This window comes from Curtobacterium sp. SP.BCo (assembly GCF_051903265.1).
GTDB lineage: Bacteria > Actinomycetota > Actinomycetes > Actinomycetales > Microbacteriaceae > Curtobacterium.
On record NZ_CP194337.1, the window covers coordinates 1,776,780 to 1,791,756 of the forward strand.

Annotated in this window: 14 protein-coding genes; 9 read left to right on the top strand and 5 right to left on the bottom strand. The window is 71.4% G+C overall.

The window, feature by feature from the left end:
- Positions 1–141 precede the first annotated feature (141 nt).
- The 3 genes from ACRQ4B_RS08510 to ACRQ4B_RS08520 all read right to left on the bottom strand — a co-directional run bounded on the left by ACRQ4B_RS08510 (position 142) and on the right by ACRQ4B_RS08520 (position 2,571).
- Entirely contained in the window at positions 142–669 is a 528-nt protein-coding gene (locus tag ACRQ4B_RS08510) for a YbhB/YbcL family Raf kinase inhibitor-like protein (protein ID WP_439694260.1), read from the bottom strand.
- A 124-nt stretch (positions 670–793) separates the two neighbouring features.
- On the bottom strand, positions 794–1,759 hold the full coding sequence (locus ACRQ4B_RS08515; RefSeq protein WP_439694261.1) for a ferritin-like domain-containing protein: 966 nt from the start codon (positions 1,757–1,759) through the stop codon (positions 794–796).
- Between the two features lie 164 nt (positions 1,760–1,923).
- Positions 1,924–2,571: a TetR/AcrR family transcriptional regulator gene (locus ACRQ4B_RS08520; protein ID WP_439694262.1), complete on the bottom strand. Its 648-nt coding sequence runs from the start codon at positions 2,569–2,571 to the stop codon at positions 1,924–1,926.
- Between the two features lie 248 nt (positions 2,572–2,819).
- Between ACRQ4B_RS08520 and ACRQ4B_RS08525 the strand changes: the two genes are divergently transcribed.
- Positions 2,820–4,154 carry a M16 family metallopeptidase gene (locus ACRQ4B_RS08525; RefSeq protein ID WP_439694263.1) on the top strand — a complete coding sequence of 445 codons (1,335 nt, stop codon included), beginning with the start codon at positions 2,820–2,822 and terminating at the stop codon, positions 4,152–4,154.
- Between the two features lie 8 nt (positions 4,155–4,162).
- Positions 4,163–4,765, top strand: a complete 603-nt coding sequence (locus ACRQ4B_RS08530; RefSeq protein ID WP_439694371.1) for a histidine phosphatase family protein — start codon at positions 4,163–4,165, stop codon at positions 4,763–4,765.
- On the opposite strand, the gene ACRQ4B_RS08535 is transcribed toward ACRQ4B_RS08530, so the two are convergent.
- Complete coding sequence (locus ACRQ4B_RS08535) at positions 4,762–5,265, bottom strand: GNAT family N-acetyltransferase (protein ID WP_439694264.1); 504 nt, start codon at positions 5,263–5,265, stop codon at positions 4,762–4,764. The genes ACRQ4B_RS08530 and ACRQ4B_RS08535 overlap by 4 nt on opposite strands.
- Before the next feature lie 23 nt (positions 5,266–5,288).
- Between ACRQ4B_RS08535 and ACRQ4B_RS08540 the strand changes: the two genes are divergently transcribed.
- Both ACRQ4B_RS08540 and ACRQ4B_RS08545 read left to right on the top strand, forming a co-directional pair.
- Positions 5,289–6,035 (top strand): 4-hydroxy-tetrahydrodipicolinate reductase, encoded by a 747-nt coding sequence (locus tag ACRQ4B_RS08540; protein WP_439694265.1) that lies wholly within the window; start codon positions 5,289–5,291, stop codon positions 6,033–6,035.
- 6 nt (positions 6,036–6,041) lie between these two features.
- Complete coding sequence (locus ACRQ4B_RS08545; RefSeq protein WP_439694266.1) at positions 6,042–6,500, top strand: tetratricopeptide repeat protein; 459 nt, start codon at positions 6,042–6,044, stop codon at positions 6,498–6,500.
- A gap of 56 nt (positions 6,501–6,556) precedes the next feature.
- Here the strand turns inward: ACRQ4B_RS08545 and ACRQ4B_RS08550 are convergent, their stop codons facing one another.
- Positions 6,557–7,468, bottom strand: coding sequence for a TIGR01777 family oxidoreductase (locus ACRQ4B_RS08550; RefSeq protein WP_439694267.1), 912 nt, complete (start codon positions 7,466–7,468; stop codon positions 6,557–6,559).
- A 57-nt stretch (positions 7,469–7,525) separates the two neighbouring features.
- Here ACRQ4B_RS08550 and ACRQ4B_RS08555 point away from each other — a divergent pair, with 57 nt between their 5' ends.
- From ACRQ4B_RS08555 to ACRQ4B_RS08575, 5 genes are all read left to right on the top strand, one after another.
- Positions 7,526–8,350 carry a thymidylate synthase gene (locus ACRQ4B_RS08555; protein ID WP_439694268.1) on the top strand — a complete coding sequence of 275 codons (825 nt, stop codon included), beginning with the start codon at positions 7,526–7,528 and terminating at the stop codon, positions 8,348–8,350.
- Entirely contained in the window at positions 8,350–8,880 is a 531-nt protein-coding gene (locus tag ACRQ4B_RS08560; protein WP_439694269.1) for a dihydrofolate reductase, read from the top strand. The genes ACRQ4B_RS08555 and ACRQ4B_RS08560 overlap by 1 nt, the downstream gene beginning before the upstream one ends.
- Positions 8,881–9,124: 244 nt before the next feature.
- Positions 9,125–10,102, top strand: coding sequence for a 4-hydroxy-tetrahydrodipicolinate synthase (dapA, locus tag ACRQ4B_RS08565; protein ID WP_439694270.1), 978 nt, complete (start codon positions 9,125–9,127; stop codon positions 10,100–10,102).
- Between the two features lie 47 nt (positions 10,103–10,149).
- Positions 10,150–11,826, top strand: a complete 1,677-nt coding sequence (locus ACRQ4B_RS08570; RefSeq protein WP_439694271.1) for a ribonuclease J — start codon at positions 10,150–10,152, stop codon at positions 11,824–11,826.
- A gap of 181 nt (positions 11,827–12,007) precedes the next feature.
- On the top strand, positions 12,008–14,977 hold the full coding sequence (locus tag ACRQ4B_RS08575) for a DNA translocase FtsK (protein ID WP_439694272.1): 2,970 nt from the start codon (positions 12,008–12,010) through the stop codon (positions 14,975–14,977).

Sequence of the window (14,977 nt, forward strand, 5' to 3'; positions counted from 1 at the left end):
GTTGTGGGGCGGTGCCGGCGGCGGTGGCCGACCTGAGTCTCGCCGTGGGCGACATCTCTCGCGGCCGTGGCCGCGAGAGATGTCGCTGGGGCCGAGTCTCGGGGCGCCGCGCGCGGCACGGGCCGGCTCGGCCGGGCGCGACTACGCCGCGGGGGTCTCCTGCGTGCCGACGAGCTGGGCGCGGCCGAGCAGGTGCTCGCGGAGCACGAAGCCCACGATCGCGGGCGTCGCGTCGGCGGGGGCCTCGAGCACGGGGACGTCGAGCGCGCTCAGCGTGAAGACGTACCGGTGCGGTCCGTGCCCGGCGGGCGGAGCGGCGCCGAGGAAGGCATCGGTGCCGAACTCGTTGCGGCGGCGCAGTGCCGCTGCAGGCAGCAGCGAGTCGTCGGTCCCGGCACCCGCGGGCAGGGACGTCGTGGACGCCGGGATGTCGGTGAGGCTCCAGTGCCAGAAGCCCGAGCCGGTCGGGGCGTCGGGGTCGTACACGGTGAGCACGTAGCTCTGCGTGCCCTCGGGCGCGCCGGACCACTCCAGCGCGGGGGAGCGGTCCTCACCGCCGACGTCGGAACCGCGCGCGGAGGTCGGCAGGACCTCGCCGTCGCCGAAGTCGGGGCTGGACAGGGTGAACGAGGGGACCTCGGGGAGGTTCCAGTTGGGGTCGTTGGCCATGGACCCAGGCAACCACCCGTGCCCTGGTGGCGACCGTGAGGCGGACGGGAGGCGCGGTGCGAGCGGACACCGTGCCTCCCGTCCGGCAGGTGGTCGCCGGAGCGACCGACCGACGCGGCCCGGCTCAGGCCGGTCCGGTCGCGCTCCCCGGGTTGCCGCTCGCGACGATCGGCCCGTTGACGCCGTCGGGGAAGAACCCGCCCTTGTCGATCTGGTCCGGCGTGAGGAACACCACGTTGAGCACGCGTTCCGCGGTGCGACCGTAGGCGACCGAGTTCGCGTCGGTCGGCACGAGGTTCAGCGCACCGCTCGACGTCGTGATGCCCTGGTCGTCGTCGGTCGGACCGTCGAGCGAGTCGCGGGCGTCCGAGATCTTATTCGCCGCCACCTGCAGACCCTTGTCGTACAGCTTCGAGCGGATGATGCCGGCGTGGTACGCCTCGACGGCGAGGATCCCGGCGGCGGCGCTGAGGTACGTCTTGCTGGAGATGAGCGGTGCCGCCCCCTTGTACGCGGTGACGCCGACGTCCTCGAAGACGTAGGCGCCGAGCAGGAAGTTCTCCTCGCTCGCGAACGGGTCGAACGTGCCGGTCGGTCCCACGACGCCGGCTGCGCGCGCCGCAGCGGTGAAGCTGCTCGACAGGTCGATCTTCGGGCGGGACACCTTCGCACCGCCGAGGGCGCTCCGGAGGAACGCGACGTGCGCGCGCTCGTCGTTCGCGATCTCGGTCGCGATCCCGCGGACGGCAGCGGTCTTGAAGGGGACCTTCCTGCCGCCGATCACCGGCCCCTGGGGGTCGATGCCGGTGATCATGCTGTCCGCCAGGCCGGTGCCGAACACCGCACGGAGGTAGAACTCGGCCTCGAGGTACTCGAGGTTGAGCGCGAAGTTGAGGATCGCCGCGTCGCTCACGGCGGCGTCCTCCTCAGGTGACGCGGAAGCCTGGTCGGCGCCGAGCACGGAGGTGCTGAGGGCGGCGAGACCGGCTGAGGCGCCGGCGACACCGGCGGCTGCGAAGAACCGTCGTCGGTCGAGCGCGTTCTCCGCGCTGCGGTCGATGGCGTGGTGGATGAAACGGTTGTCGAACATCGTTGTCCTCGAGACGTGCTGGCAGCACGGAGCCCGTGTCGGCGCTGCAGGGAAACGGGCCGACCTGGGCACGACCGACGGGTTGGCCGATCGTGCGGTCACGGTACCCCCGAACGGGGGTGCCGACCAGTGGTGCGCGGAAACCGGTTGGTGAACGCCTGGTGTCAGGCCGAGAGGACGCGCTCGACGACGCGACCGAGGGCCGCCGTCGCCGCGATCGCGTCGCCGGCGTAGGCGCCCGACATGGCGCCGTCGCGCGCCAGCATGAGCTCGTCGGCGCCGTCGCCCGGCAGCGCGTGCCCGGCGTCCTGCAGCAGGTCGGCCAGCCGTTCCGTGTACCAGTCACGGTGTATGGCGACGACCTCGCGCACGGGGTCGCGCGGGTCGTGGTACTCGGCTGCGGCGTTCAGGAACGCGCAGCCTCGGAAGTCGGGGTCGTTGACCTCGTCGGCGAGGGCAGCCACCCATGCGCGGACGGCCTGGGCCGGGGAGCCGGCGTCGGTGACGAGCTGCTCCATCCGCTGCTGCACGCGTTCGTGCTGGGTGCGGATGTAGGCGAGGATCAGGTTGTCCTTCGACCCGTAGTGCTTGTAGAACGTCGCCTTCGTGACGCTCGCCTCGGAGATGAGGCGGTCGACGCCCACGCTGTGGATGCCCTCTTCGTAGAAGAGTCGCGAGGCGGTCTCGAGGATGCGGACCTTCGCGCCGCCGGAGCGGGGAGTCGGGGGGACGCTCGACCCGTCCGGCGACGCGAGGTTCGTGCTCGGGCCAAGGAGACGCTGGACGGCCGGTTGGGGGGAATCGACCGTCACAGCGTGGCTCCTTGGGCTCATCGGCTCCGCGGCTGAGCGGGGGGACTCGTGTGCCGCGCAGGACTGATGTCCCGAGCCACCGGATCGGAATATAGGGGGGCTTCCGATCCGGTAACGAAACTCTACCACAAGGAGGACAGACAGACGAGTCTTTCTATCCTCCTCCGATGTACCCCACTTCGAGTGACACGGTGTGCCGCTGTGGAAACTGGGCGACGGGCGTCCGCGGGTCAGTAGGCTCGTCTGCGATGAACCACCCAGTGCCGTTGCCGCTCGAGGCCCCGGACACGTCGTTCCTGACGTCCGGGGGCGCCTTCGTCCGCCGATCCGTCCTGCCCTCCGGCGTGCGGGTCCTGACCGAGGCCATGCCAGGAGCGAGTTCGACGAGCCTCGGCTTCTGGGTCGGGGTCGGCTCCCGCGACGAACGCGAGGGGCAGTACGGCTCGACGCACTTCCTCGAGCACCTCCTCTTCAAGGGGACCGCGAAGCGCTCGGCGCTCGACATCGCGATCTCCTTCGACTCCGTCGGCGGCGAGCACAACGCGGCGACCGCCAAGGAGTACACCTGCTACTACTCGCGTGTCCGTGACGCCGACGTGCCGATGGCCGTCGAGGTCATCGGGGACATGGTCACCGGCTCCGTGCTCGAGGCAGCGGCGTTCGACGTCGAACGCGGCGTCATCCTCGAGGAGCTCGCGATGGCCGCGGACGACCCGGCCGACGTCGCGGGCGAGGCGTTCTTCGCCGCGGCGTTCGACGGGCACGCCCTCGGTCGTCCGATCGGTGGCACGCCGGAGAGCATCCGCGCGGTCGGGCGGGACGAGGTCCTGGCGCACTACCGGGAGCACTACGCGCCGAACGGCATCGTCGTGACGGCTGCCGGCGCGGTCGACCACGACCGCTTCTGCGAGCTGGTCGAAGCCGTGTTCCAGAGTGCACCGAAGGCTTCGCCGCTGGCCCGACGGACCCCGCAGCCCGTCGCCGACCCGGCCGTGCCGAAGCTGTCGGTCGTGCACCGTCCGACGGAGCAGGTCAGCATGCTCCGCGGTTCGCAGGGCCTCGACCTCCGCGACGAACGCCGACCGGTGCTCAGCGTCCTGAACGCCGTGCTCGGCGGCGGCATGAGCTCCCGGCTCTTCCAGGAGGTCCGTGAGCGCCGCGGCCTCGCCTACGCGGTGAGTTCCTTCGCGCCCGCCTACCTCGACAACGGTGCGTTCGGCGTCTACGCCGGCTGCGCACCCGACAACGTCGCCGGGGTGATCGAGATCGTCGACGCCGAGTTCCGCCGCATGGTCGACGACGGCATCACGTCCGAGGAGCTCCGCCGTGCGAAGGGGCAGATCGAGGGGGCGCTCACGCTCTCGCTCGAGGACTCCGACGCCCGCATGACCCGGCTCGGGCGCTCCGAACTCGGCACCGGCGAGTTCACCGACCTCGCCACCGCGCTCGAGCGGGTGGACCGCGTCACCACCGCCGACGTCCTCGACCTGGCCCGCGACCTGCTGACCCGCCCCACGATCACCTCGGTGGTCGGCGCGGTGCAGCAGGACGAGCTCGCGACCGCGATCGGGATCGGCGGGTGAGCACGGACATGTCGCACTACCTCTACCTCGTCCGGCACGGCGAGCACCAGGACGCGGAGCACGGTCTGCGGGACGGCAGGCTCTCCGAGCGCGGCAAGCGCCAGGCGATGCTCGTTGCGGACCGGCTCGGTGGGGTGCCGTTCGACGGCGTCTACCACTCGCCTCTCGATGCCCCGAGCGAGACCGCCTCGTTCCTGGCCCAGCGGCTGCCGGCGATCGTGCCCGAACCGTCGACGCTCCTCTTCGACTGCATCCCGTCCGGGCCGACGCCGGACATGCCGCACGCGTACCAGGGGTGGTACGGCGGCATCACGGAAGAGGAGATCGTCGCCGGGCAGGCGCAGATGGGCGACGCGGTCGCGGAGTGGTTCACGCCGGCGCGCGAGGACCGGCACGACCTCCTCATCACGCACAACGCCGTGATCGGCTGGTTCGTGCGCGAGGCCTTCCAGGCGCCGGAGTGGCGGTGGATGGGTACGAACGTGGCCCACACCGCACTGACGATCATCCGGATCCGATCGGCCAAGCCGGCCGAGGTGGTCGCGCTCAACGACCTGGCGCACCTGCCGGTCGAGCTCCGGACCGGACTGCCGGTCGACCAGCCGGTCTAGCGGCCGGTCCCGCCGCCGATCGGCTTCCGGTACCAGGCGGTCGCGTTCGGGTTGTCGTTGAACGGCGGTACCCGCTCGTAGCCCCGACCGCGGTACATCGCGCCCGCGGCGACGAGCGAGTCGTTCGTGTCGAGGACGACCGACGACGCACCCAGGTCGGCCGCCGCGGCCTCGAGCGCGTCCATCACCGCCGTCGCGACGCCCCGCCCGCGACCGTCGGGCGTGACGAAGACGTGCTTCACCTCGAAGCGCACATCGGTGCGGTCACCGGCGGTGTCGTCGGCGATCCGCCGGAGGCCGCCGCAGCCGACTGCACGGTCGTCGTCGTACGCCACCGCGAAGACCCCGTTCGGCGGGGTGAACTCCGCCGCCGGCGTGCGCTTCCGCGCGTACACACCCTGCGCGCTCGGGAAGGTGGCCGCGCGCTCGTCGAGGTACGCGTCGAGCAGCTCGTCGACCTCGGCGATGTCTGCCGGCACGGTCCTGACCTCGAGCGTCATGCGTCGATCCTAGGATGGAGGGCATGGTCACTCCCGTCGCCGTCGTCGGCGCCACCGGTCGTCTCGGCGGCCTCGTGGCCGCCGTCGTCGAGGAACTCCCCGAGTTCGAGCTCGTCGCGAGCCTGTCGTCGAAGGACGGTGCGCACGAAGCCGGCCCGACGGTGTTCGGCGGCGCGTCGATCGTGGTCGACGTGACCGTCCCCGCGCTCAGCCCCGCGATCGTCGACACCGCCCTGGCGAGCGGCGCGAACGTGCTCGTCGGGACGTCCGGCTGGTCCGGCGACCGCCTGGCGAAGCTCCGCGCCGGGCTCGAAGCGCGTCCGGAGCAGGGGGTCTTCGTCGTCCCGAACTTCTCGATCGGCTCGGTGCTCGGCACCCACCTGGCGACGATCGCGGCGCCGTGGTTCCCCTCCGTCGAGATCGTCGAGACGCACCACGCCGGCAAGGTCGACTCCCCGTCCGGCACCGCCGTCCGGACCGCCGAGCTCATCGCCGAGGCCCGGCGCGAGGTCGGTCCGGTCGAGGCCCCGCACGTCGACCAGCGCGCACGCGGGCAGCAGGTCGCCAGCGTGCCGGTCCACTCCCTGCGGCTGCCGGGCGTGAAGGCCGTGCAGGACGTCCTGCTGAGCGGTCCCGGCGAGACGCTGACGATCCGGCACGACACCACCGACGACGTCGCCTACGTCGCCGGCATCCGCGCGGCGCTCTCCGCCGTCGGGTCGATGCGCGGCCTGACGGTCGGCCTCGGCAGCGTCCTCGGCATCGGCTGACCCGCCGTGCGTCTGACCCGGTCGCTCCGCTCGCCGTTCTGGGGCGCCGCCCTCATGACGGTGCTCCTGGCGCTCTACATCGTGCTCGTGGGACAGCGCGCGGTGGCGTTCATCGCGACCGGGCTCCCGATCGGCATCGGCATCGGTGTCGCCCTGTTCGTCGTCGCCGCGATCGGCGCGCTGCTGCTCGCGCTCGAGTTCCGGTTCGGCCTGCGGATCACCCGGCTCGGCGCGCGACTCGAACGCGAGGGCGGCGCGCCGGCGGACGTCGTCCCGGTGCGGCCCTCCGGTCGTCCGACGCGCGAGGCCGCCGACGAGCTGTTCCCCGCCTACAAGGCCGCCGTCGAGGCGGATCCCGCGGACTGGCGCGGCTGGTACCGCCTGGGCGTCGTCTACGACGCCGCCGGCGACCGCAAGCGGGCGCGTGCCGCGATGCGCGAAGCGCTCACCAGGGCGCGCGGCTGACGGACTGGAGGCGCGGTGCGGGCCCGCCCCGCGCCTCCAGTTCGACGCTCATCCCGTCAGAACGCGGCGTCGACCGCGTCCTCGGCGCGCGCGTACCGGAACGCGTAGCCGGACTCGAGCAGCTTCGTGGGGACCATCTGCTGGCTCGACAGGAGCATCTCGTCGGCCGCCTGCTGCAGGACGAGCCGCAGCGCGAACTCGGGGATCCGGAACAGGTACGGGCGGTGCAGGTCCTCGGCGACGCGCTTCGTGATGCGGTCCGCCACGGCGGCCTCGGGGCCGGCGAGGTTCACCGGGCCGCGCACCTCGGCCGCAGACGGGCTCGTCGCGAGGTGCACGATCGCGCCGACCTCGTCGTCGAGGGCGATCCACGGCCAGTGCTGCCCACCCGTGCCGAGACGTCCGCCGAGACCTGCCTTCGTCAACGGGACGAGGGGAGCGAGCGCGCCGCCGCCCGCTCCGACGACGATGCCGGTGCGCAGCGTGACGACCCGGACGCCCGCGGGGGCGGCGTTCGCGGCGGCCTCCCACGCGGTGCAGACCTCGGCGAGGAAGCCGGTGCCCGCTGCCGCGTCGTCCTGCAGCACGTCGGCCGGCCGGTCGCCGTACACGCCGGAGGCGGAGCCGGAGAGGAAGAGTGCCGGCGGGGTCGTGGCGTGCCGCATCGCCTCGACGAGGGTGTTCGTCGCGGAGACCCGCGAGCGCAGGATCTCCTGCTTGTAGGTCTCCGTCCACGGCAGCTTGCCGATGTTCGCGCCGGCGAGGTTGACCACCACGTCGGCGCCGTCGAGGATCGCCGGGTCGAGCTTCCGGCTGCCGGGGGACCAGCGGAACTCGCTCGCCGTGCGCGGTTCGCGCCGGACCAGGGTCGTCACGTGGTGTCCCGCCTCGCGCAGCGCGCGGACGAGCGGGGTCCCGATGAAGCCGGACGCACCGGCGACCAGGATCGAGAGCGGCTCTGTCGTCATGTGGTTCACGGTACTCAACCGCCCGTGGATGTCCTCGGCTCGTCGTAGGCTCTCCGTGTGACCGAGACCGTGCAGCCCGACGCCTCCGTTCCCACCCCCTACGAGGACCTGCTCCGCCGGGTCCTCACCGAGGGGGCACCGAAGGGCGACCGGACCGGCACCGGGACCCGCAGCGTCTTCGGCGCACAGCTCCGCTACGACCTGTCGAAGGGCTTCCCGCTCGTCACGACGAAGCGCGTGCACTTCAAGTCGGTGGCGTACGAGCTGCTCTGGTTCCTCCGCGGCGACGGCAACGCCACCTGGCTGCAGGAGCACGGCGTCCGGATCTGGAACGAGTGGGCGGGCGAGGACGGCGACCTCGGCCCGGTCTACGGCGTGCAGTGGCGCTCGTGGCCGACCCCGTCGGGGGAGCACATCGACCAGATCGCGCAGGTCATCGAGCAGATCCGGACGAACCCGGACTCGCGCCGCCTGATCGTCTCCGCGTGGAACGTGGCCGAGCTGCCGGACATGGCGCTCGCCCCGTGCCACGCCTTCTTCCAGTTCTACGTGGTCGACGGCAAGCTGTCGTGCCAGCTCTACCAGCGCAGCGCGGACATGTTCCTCGGCGTGCCGTTCAACATCGCCTCGTACGCGCTGCTCACGCACATGATCGCTGCGCAGACCGGGCTCGAGGTCGGCGACTTCGTCTGGACCGGCGGCGACTGCCACGTCTACGACAACCACGTCGAGCAGGTCGAGGAGCAGCTGTCCCGCACGGCGTACCCGCTCCCGACGCTCGAGCTCGCCCCGCGCGACTCGATCGACGACTACGAGTACGAGGACTTCACGGTCGTCGGGTACCACCACCACCCGGCCATCCGGGCTGCGGTCGCCGTCTGATGTCGTCCGCGTGGGCCGAACCCGTCCGGGGCGTCGGCATGGTCTGGGCGCGTTCGACGACCGGCGTGATCGGTGCCGACGGCGGGATGCCCTGGCACGTGCCGGAGGACCTCACGCACTTCCGGCAGGTCACCGACGGCGCGACCGTCGTCATGGGGCGTCGCACCTGGGCGTCGCTGCCGGAGCGTTTCCGTCCGCTCCCCGGTCGCCGGAACGTGGTGCTCACCCGGGACGCATCGTGGGCTGCGACCGACGAGGCGGCGGGCGCCGAGGTGGTGCACGACCTCGCGACCGCGCTCGACACCGACGAACCCGTGTGGATCACCGGCGGCGGACAGGTGTACGCGGCGGGGCTGCCCTTCGCCGACCGGGTGTCCGAGACGGTGATCGACGTGGACGTGCCGGGTGACACCGTCGCGCCGGCGCTCGCCGAGGCAGACGACTGGGACCTCGTCGACGAGGGCCCGTGGCGGGAGTCCCGCGTCGGCGGGACGCGGTACCGCTTCCTGGAGTGGCGGCGCCGCGCCTGACCGCACGGTGCTCGGGTGAGCGCACGATGCTCGGGTGATCGCACGGTGCTCGGAAGATCGCGCCCCGTTCCCGACACTGCGCCCCGCCACATCGGGGCGCGGTGTCCGAACGGGGGCGCGGTGCGCCGTGGACCCGGCCACCGGACGGGCAAGAGGCGTGTGACCGGGGCGATCCGTGCCTCCAGACCGGCCACCGTCCACCCGGACGGCGGCCCCGGCCCGCATCCCCGGTACGCTGGTTCCCGTGTCCCCGCGTGAGAATCCCTTCGGCCAGGTCCTCGTCGCCCTCGTGACCCCGTTCACCGCTGACGGCGAGGTCGACTGGCCCGGTGTCGAGCAGCACATCGACGACTGCATCACCGCCGGTGCCGACGGCATCGTCGTGACCGGGACGACCGGCGAGACGAGCACCCTGACCGACCCGGAGAAGCTCCGCCTGGTCGAGGTCGGCAAGTCGGTCGCCGCGGGACGCGCGAAGATCATCACCGGCGGCGGCTCCAACGAGACCGCGCACGCGATCCACCTCTACAAGCAGAGCGAGCGCGCCGGTGCCGACGGCGTCATGATCGTCACGCCGTACTACAACAAGCCGACCCAGTCGGGCGTGCTCACCCACTTCCGGATGATCGCCGACGCCACCGACCTGCCGGTGATCCTCTACGACATCCCCGGCCGCACGGGCATCCCGATCACGTACGAGACGATCGTGCGCGCGTCGCACCACCCGAACATCCTCGCGGTGAAGGACGCCAAGGGCGACTTCGCCGAGGTGTCCCGGGTGCTCAACAACACCGATCTCATGTACTTCTCCGGCGACGACACGAACGTGCTCCCGCACCTGTCGATCGGTGCCACGGGGCTCATCGGCGTCACCGCGAACATCACGAGCACGCCGTACCGCACCATCATCGACGCCGTGAACCGCGGCGACCTCGCCACGGCGACCGCCGAGCACAAGCGCGTCGAGCCGCTCGTCCGCGCCGTGATGACGCACGTGCCGGGCACCGTCGCGGCGAAGTACATCCTGCACGGGCTCGGCCGCATCGGCAGCCCGCGCGTCCGTCTGCCGCTCGTCGGCCCCGAGGACTCCGAGGCGTACGCCATCGAGACCTCGCTCGAGGCCGTCCGGGACATCCCGGGCGCCGACTTCTCCAACTTCCGCCCTGACCGCAACGCAGCGGCCGGCGGCGCTCTGCCGAAGGTGCCAGGCACCACACGTTAGGAAGACCGCGTCGCACGGGCAGTGCGTCGCACGACAGTCAGGACCGAATGCCCACCCAGATCTCCACACCGCAGCCGCTCGAACCCGGCACCCTCCGCGTCATCCCCATCGGGGGACTCGGCGAGATCGGTCGCAACATGACCGTGTACGAGTTCGACGGCAAGTTGCTCGTCGTCGACGCCGGCGTGCTCTTCCCGGAGGAGCACCAGCCCGGGGTCGACCTGATCCTGCCGGACTTCGCACCCATCCGGGACCGCCTCGACGACGTCCTCGGCGTTGTGCTCACGCACGGGCACGAGGACCACATCGGCGCCGTCCCGTACCTCCTGAAGCTCCGTGCCGACATCCCGCTGATCGGCTCCACGCTGACGCTGGCCCTCGTCGAGGCGAAGCTCAAGGAGCACCGGATCAAGCCGTACACGCTCGTCGTGGCCGAGGACCAGACCGAGCAGCTCGGCCCGTTCCACCTCGAGTTCGTCGCCGTGAACCACTCCATCCCGGACGCCCTCGCCGTCTCGATCACGACCCCCGCCGGTCGGGTCCTGCACACGGGCGACTTCAAGATGGACCAGCTGCCGCTCGACGACCGGATCACCGACCTGCGTGCCTTCGCCCGCCTCGGCGAGCAGGGCGTCGACCTGTTCCTGCCGGACTCGACCAACGCCGACGTGCCGGGCTTCACCGCCCCCGAGCGCGACATCGGCCCGGTGCTCGAGAACATCATCACGCGCGCCCGCAAGAAGGTCGTCGTCGCGAGCTTCTCCTCGCACGTGCACCGCGTGCAGCAGGTCCTCGACGCCGCCGCCGCCGCGAACCGCAAGGTCGCGTTCATGGGCCGCTCGATGATCCGCAACATGACGATCGCCGCCGAGCTCGGGTACCTGCGGGTGCCGGAGAACGTCCTCATCGACACGAAGAAGGCGAAGAACGTCCCCGACGACCAGATCGTCTACATGTCGACCGGGTCGCAGGGCGAGCCGATGGCCGTGCTCGCGCGCATGGCGAACCTCGAGCACCAGATCGAGATCGGCGACGGCGACACCGTCATCCTGGCGTCGAGCCTCATCCCGGGCAACGAGAACGCCGTGTACCGCGTGATCGACGGGCTGACGAAGCTCGGCGCGAAGGTCGTGCACAAGGGCAACGCGAAGGTGCACGTCTCGGGGCACGCCTCCGCCGGCGAGCTCCTCTACTGCTACAACATCCTCCGGCCGCGCAACGTGCTCCCGGTCCACGGCGAGCACCGCCACCTCTACGCGAGCGCCGACCTGGCGATCCAGACGGGTGTGCCGCCGCGCAACGTGATCCTCGGGCAGGACGGCATCGTCGTCGACCTGAAGGACGGCGTCGCGACGGTCGCCGGGCAGCTCGACATCGGCTACGTGTACGTCGACGGATCGACCGTGGGCGAGATCACCGACGCCGACCTCAAGGACCGCCGTGTCCTGGCGGAGGAGGGCTTCATCTCGATCTTCGCCGCCGTGGACTTCACCACCGGCCAGTGCGTCGTCGGGCCGGAGATCCAGTCGCGTGGCTTCGCCGAGGACGAGTCCGTCTTCGACGAGGTCCGTCCGCAGATCGCGAAGGCGCTCAGCGAGGCCGCCGCGAACGGCACGCGGGACAGCCACGCGTTCCAGCAGGTCGTGCGCCGCACGGTGGGCCGCTGGGTGAACACGAAGCACCGTCGCCGGCCGATGATCGTCCCGGTGGTCATCGAGGCGTAGCGCTCCGCGCCGAGCCGGACAGGAGGCCCGGTGCACGTTCCTGACGGACGTGCACCGGGCCTCCCGTCACGTTCGCACCCCGTGGCGGGCGTGACCCGTCGTCGCGGGTCCGGCGCTCGGAGCGTCACGGACGCGGCGGGCCTCCCTTGGTTTGTCCTGGGAGGGGATTAGGGTTCTGCCCATGGCCGGAGGCACCAAGTCGACCACGCGCTCGCGCGCGTCCTCGTCGTCCCGTGGAAGCGGGACGCGCGGTCCGTCGCGCACCCAGGCCACGACGAAGAAGCTGCCGCAGGCCGCACCGACACCGGTGTTCCGCGAGCAGAACCCGCTCGTGACCTTCTGGCTCGCCATGGCGCACGGCGTCGGGGCGATGTTCCGGCTGCTCGGACAGGAGACCCTCGAGAAGGACCAGCGTCGCGACGGCTTCCCGTTCCTGCTGTTCGTCCTGGCGATCGCGGGCGCGGTCGTCGAGTGGCTCAACCCGACGAACTCGGTGTCGATCGCGCTCGACGCGTACACGTTCGGCGGGCTGTTCGGCCGGTTGGCGTTCGCGCTCCCGGTGATCATGGTGGTGTTCGCCGGGTGGCTGTTCCGGCACCCCGCCTCGGTGCACGACAACACCCGCATCGGGATCGGCCTCGGGCTGCTGCTCGTGTCGATCGCGTCGTTGTGCCACGTGTTCGGCGGGCAGCCGAGCGCGACCGACGGCATGCCCGCCCTCGCCGCTGCCGGCGGGGTGATCGGGTGGGTCGTCATCGGGTGGCTCGTCACCATCGCGACCGCCTGGGTCGCGGTACCGGTGGCCGTCGTGCTGCTCGTCCTGTCGCTCTTCATCATCACGAAGACGCCGCCGAACAAGCTCGGTCGTCGTCTGCACGAGCTCTACGCCTACCTGTTCGGCGCACCGGCCCCCGCCGCCGAGCCCGAAGAGGCCGTGGCCGAGGCCACCGCGCCCCGTGCGAAGCCGACGAAGCGCGGCAAGAAGGGCGACACCGACTTCCAGCTCTTCGACGACCTCGGTTTCGACGCGGACGGTGCCGACCCCGCCGCCGAGGCCGAGGGCACCGTCCCGTGGTGGCGGCGCAACAAGTCCGGGCGGGAAGAGGACCCGGCGTACGACAGCCCCGTGATCACCGGCGCGACCTCGACCGTGCCCGACGTGCCGGCGACCGCGGCCGCACCGAACCCGAACGCGGGCGCGGCGGCGGGCCTGATCGACCACACGCCCGCCGAACCGGCGTCGATCAACCTCAACGACTCCGTCGAGCAGGACCTGCAGGACGCCGAGCAGGCCCTGCGCGACTTCGGCACGCCCGTTCCCGAGCGTCCGGCACCGGCCGAGGCGGCCCGACCCGATGCCGCCGTGTCCCCGGTGGTCTCGCCGACGCTGCCGTCGGACGACGCCCTGGCCGAGGACACGCCCGCCGATGGCCTCCCGCCGGTCGCCGCGGCCGACGAGGACCCGTCGGCTCCGTACCGTTTGCCCGCCGCCACCACGCTGAGCTCCGGCTCGCCGTCGGTCGCGCGCAGCCAGGCGAACGACGACATCGTCGCCGCGATCACCGGCGTGCTGACCGAGTTCAAGGTCGACGCGAAGGTCACCGGCTTCTCGCGCGGCCCGACGGTCACGCGCTACGAGATCGAGCTCGGCCCCGGCGTGAAGGTCGAGCGCGTCACGGCGCTCTCGAAGAACCTCTCCTACGCGGTCGCCTCGAACGAGGTCCGCATCCTGTCGCCGATCCCGGGCAAGAGCGCCATCGGTGTGGAGATCCCGAACACCGACCGCGAGACCGTGTCCCTCGGCGACGTGCTGCGCTCGAACGCCGCCCGCAAGTCGAAGCACCCGATGACGATCGGCGTCGGCAAGGACGTCGAGGGCGGGTTCGTCGTCGCCAACCTGGCGAAGATGCCGCACCTGCTCGTGGCCGGCTCCACCGGTTCCGGCAAGTCGGTGTTCATCAACTCGATGATCACCTCGCTCCTGATGCGTGCGAAGCCGTCCGAGGTCCGCATGGTCCTGGTCGACCCGAAGCGTGTGGAGCTCTCGATCTACGCCGGCGTCCCACACCTCATCACGCCCATCATCACGAACCCGAAGAAGGCAGCCGAGGCGCTGCAGTGGGTCGTGAAGGAGATGGACATGAGGTACGACGACCTCGCGTCGTTCGGCTTCCGGCACGTCGACGACTTCAACAAGGCGATCGAGAACAACGAGATCGTGCTGCCGGCCGGCAGCGAGCGGAAGCTCAAGCCGTACCCCTACCTGCTGGTCGTCGTCGACGAGCTCGCGGACCTCATGCTCGTCGCGCCGCGTGACGTCGAGGAGTCGATCGTCCGCATCACCCAGCTCGCCCGTGCCGCCGGCATCCACCTCGTGCTCGCGACGCAGCGGCCCTCGGTGGACGTCATCACCGGCCTGATCAAGGCGAACGTCCCCTCGCGGATCGCGTTCGCCGTCACGAGCGTCACCGACTCCCGCGTCATCCTCGACCAGCCGGGCGCCGACAAGCTCATCGGCCAGGGCGACGCACTCTTCCTGCCGATGGGGTCGTCGAAGTCGCTCCGTGTGCAGGGGGCCTGGGTGAACGAGAGCGAGGTCGCCGAGGTCGTCCAGCACGTCACGCGCCAGGCCCGCCCGGAGTACCGCCAGGACGTCCAGGCCGTGGTCGAGCGCAAGGAGATCGACGCGGACATCGGCGACGACCTCGAGCTGCTGCTCGCGGCCGTCGAGCAGGTCGTCTCCACGCAGTTCGGGTCCACCTCGATGCTGCAGCGCAAGCTCCGGGTGGGGTTCGCGAAGGCGGGTCGCCTGATGGACCTGATGGAGTCTCGCGACATCGTCGGACCGTCCGAGGGGTCGAAGGCCCGCGACGTGCTCGTCACCACCGACCAGCTGCCCGCCGTGCTGGCGAAGCTGCGGGGCGAGGAGCCCCCGGCTGCCCCGGGTGCCGTGGCTCCCGCTGCCGCCTCGGCAGGCCCTGCCCCGGTGGCGTCCGCGCCGGTGGCGTCCGCACCGCTGGCGTCCACTCCGGCGCCGGCGGACGAGGGCGACCGCTACGGGTCCGATCCGGTGGCGGACATGACCCGCGGGTACGATGAGGTCGATAACGAGCCCGATGAGGACGCGTGGGGACTGACGGGCAGGGAGTGA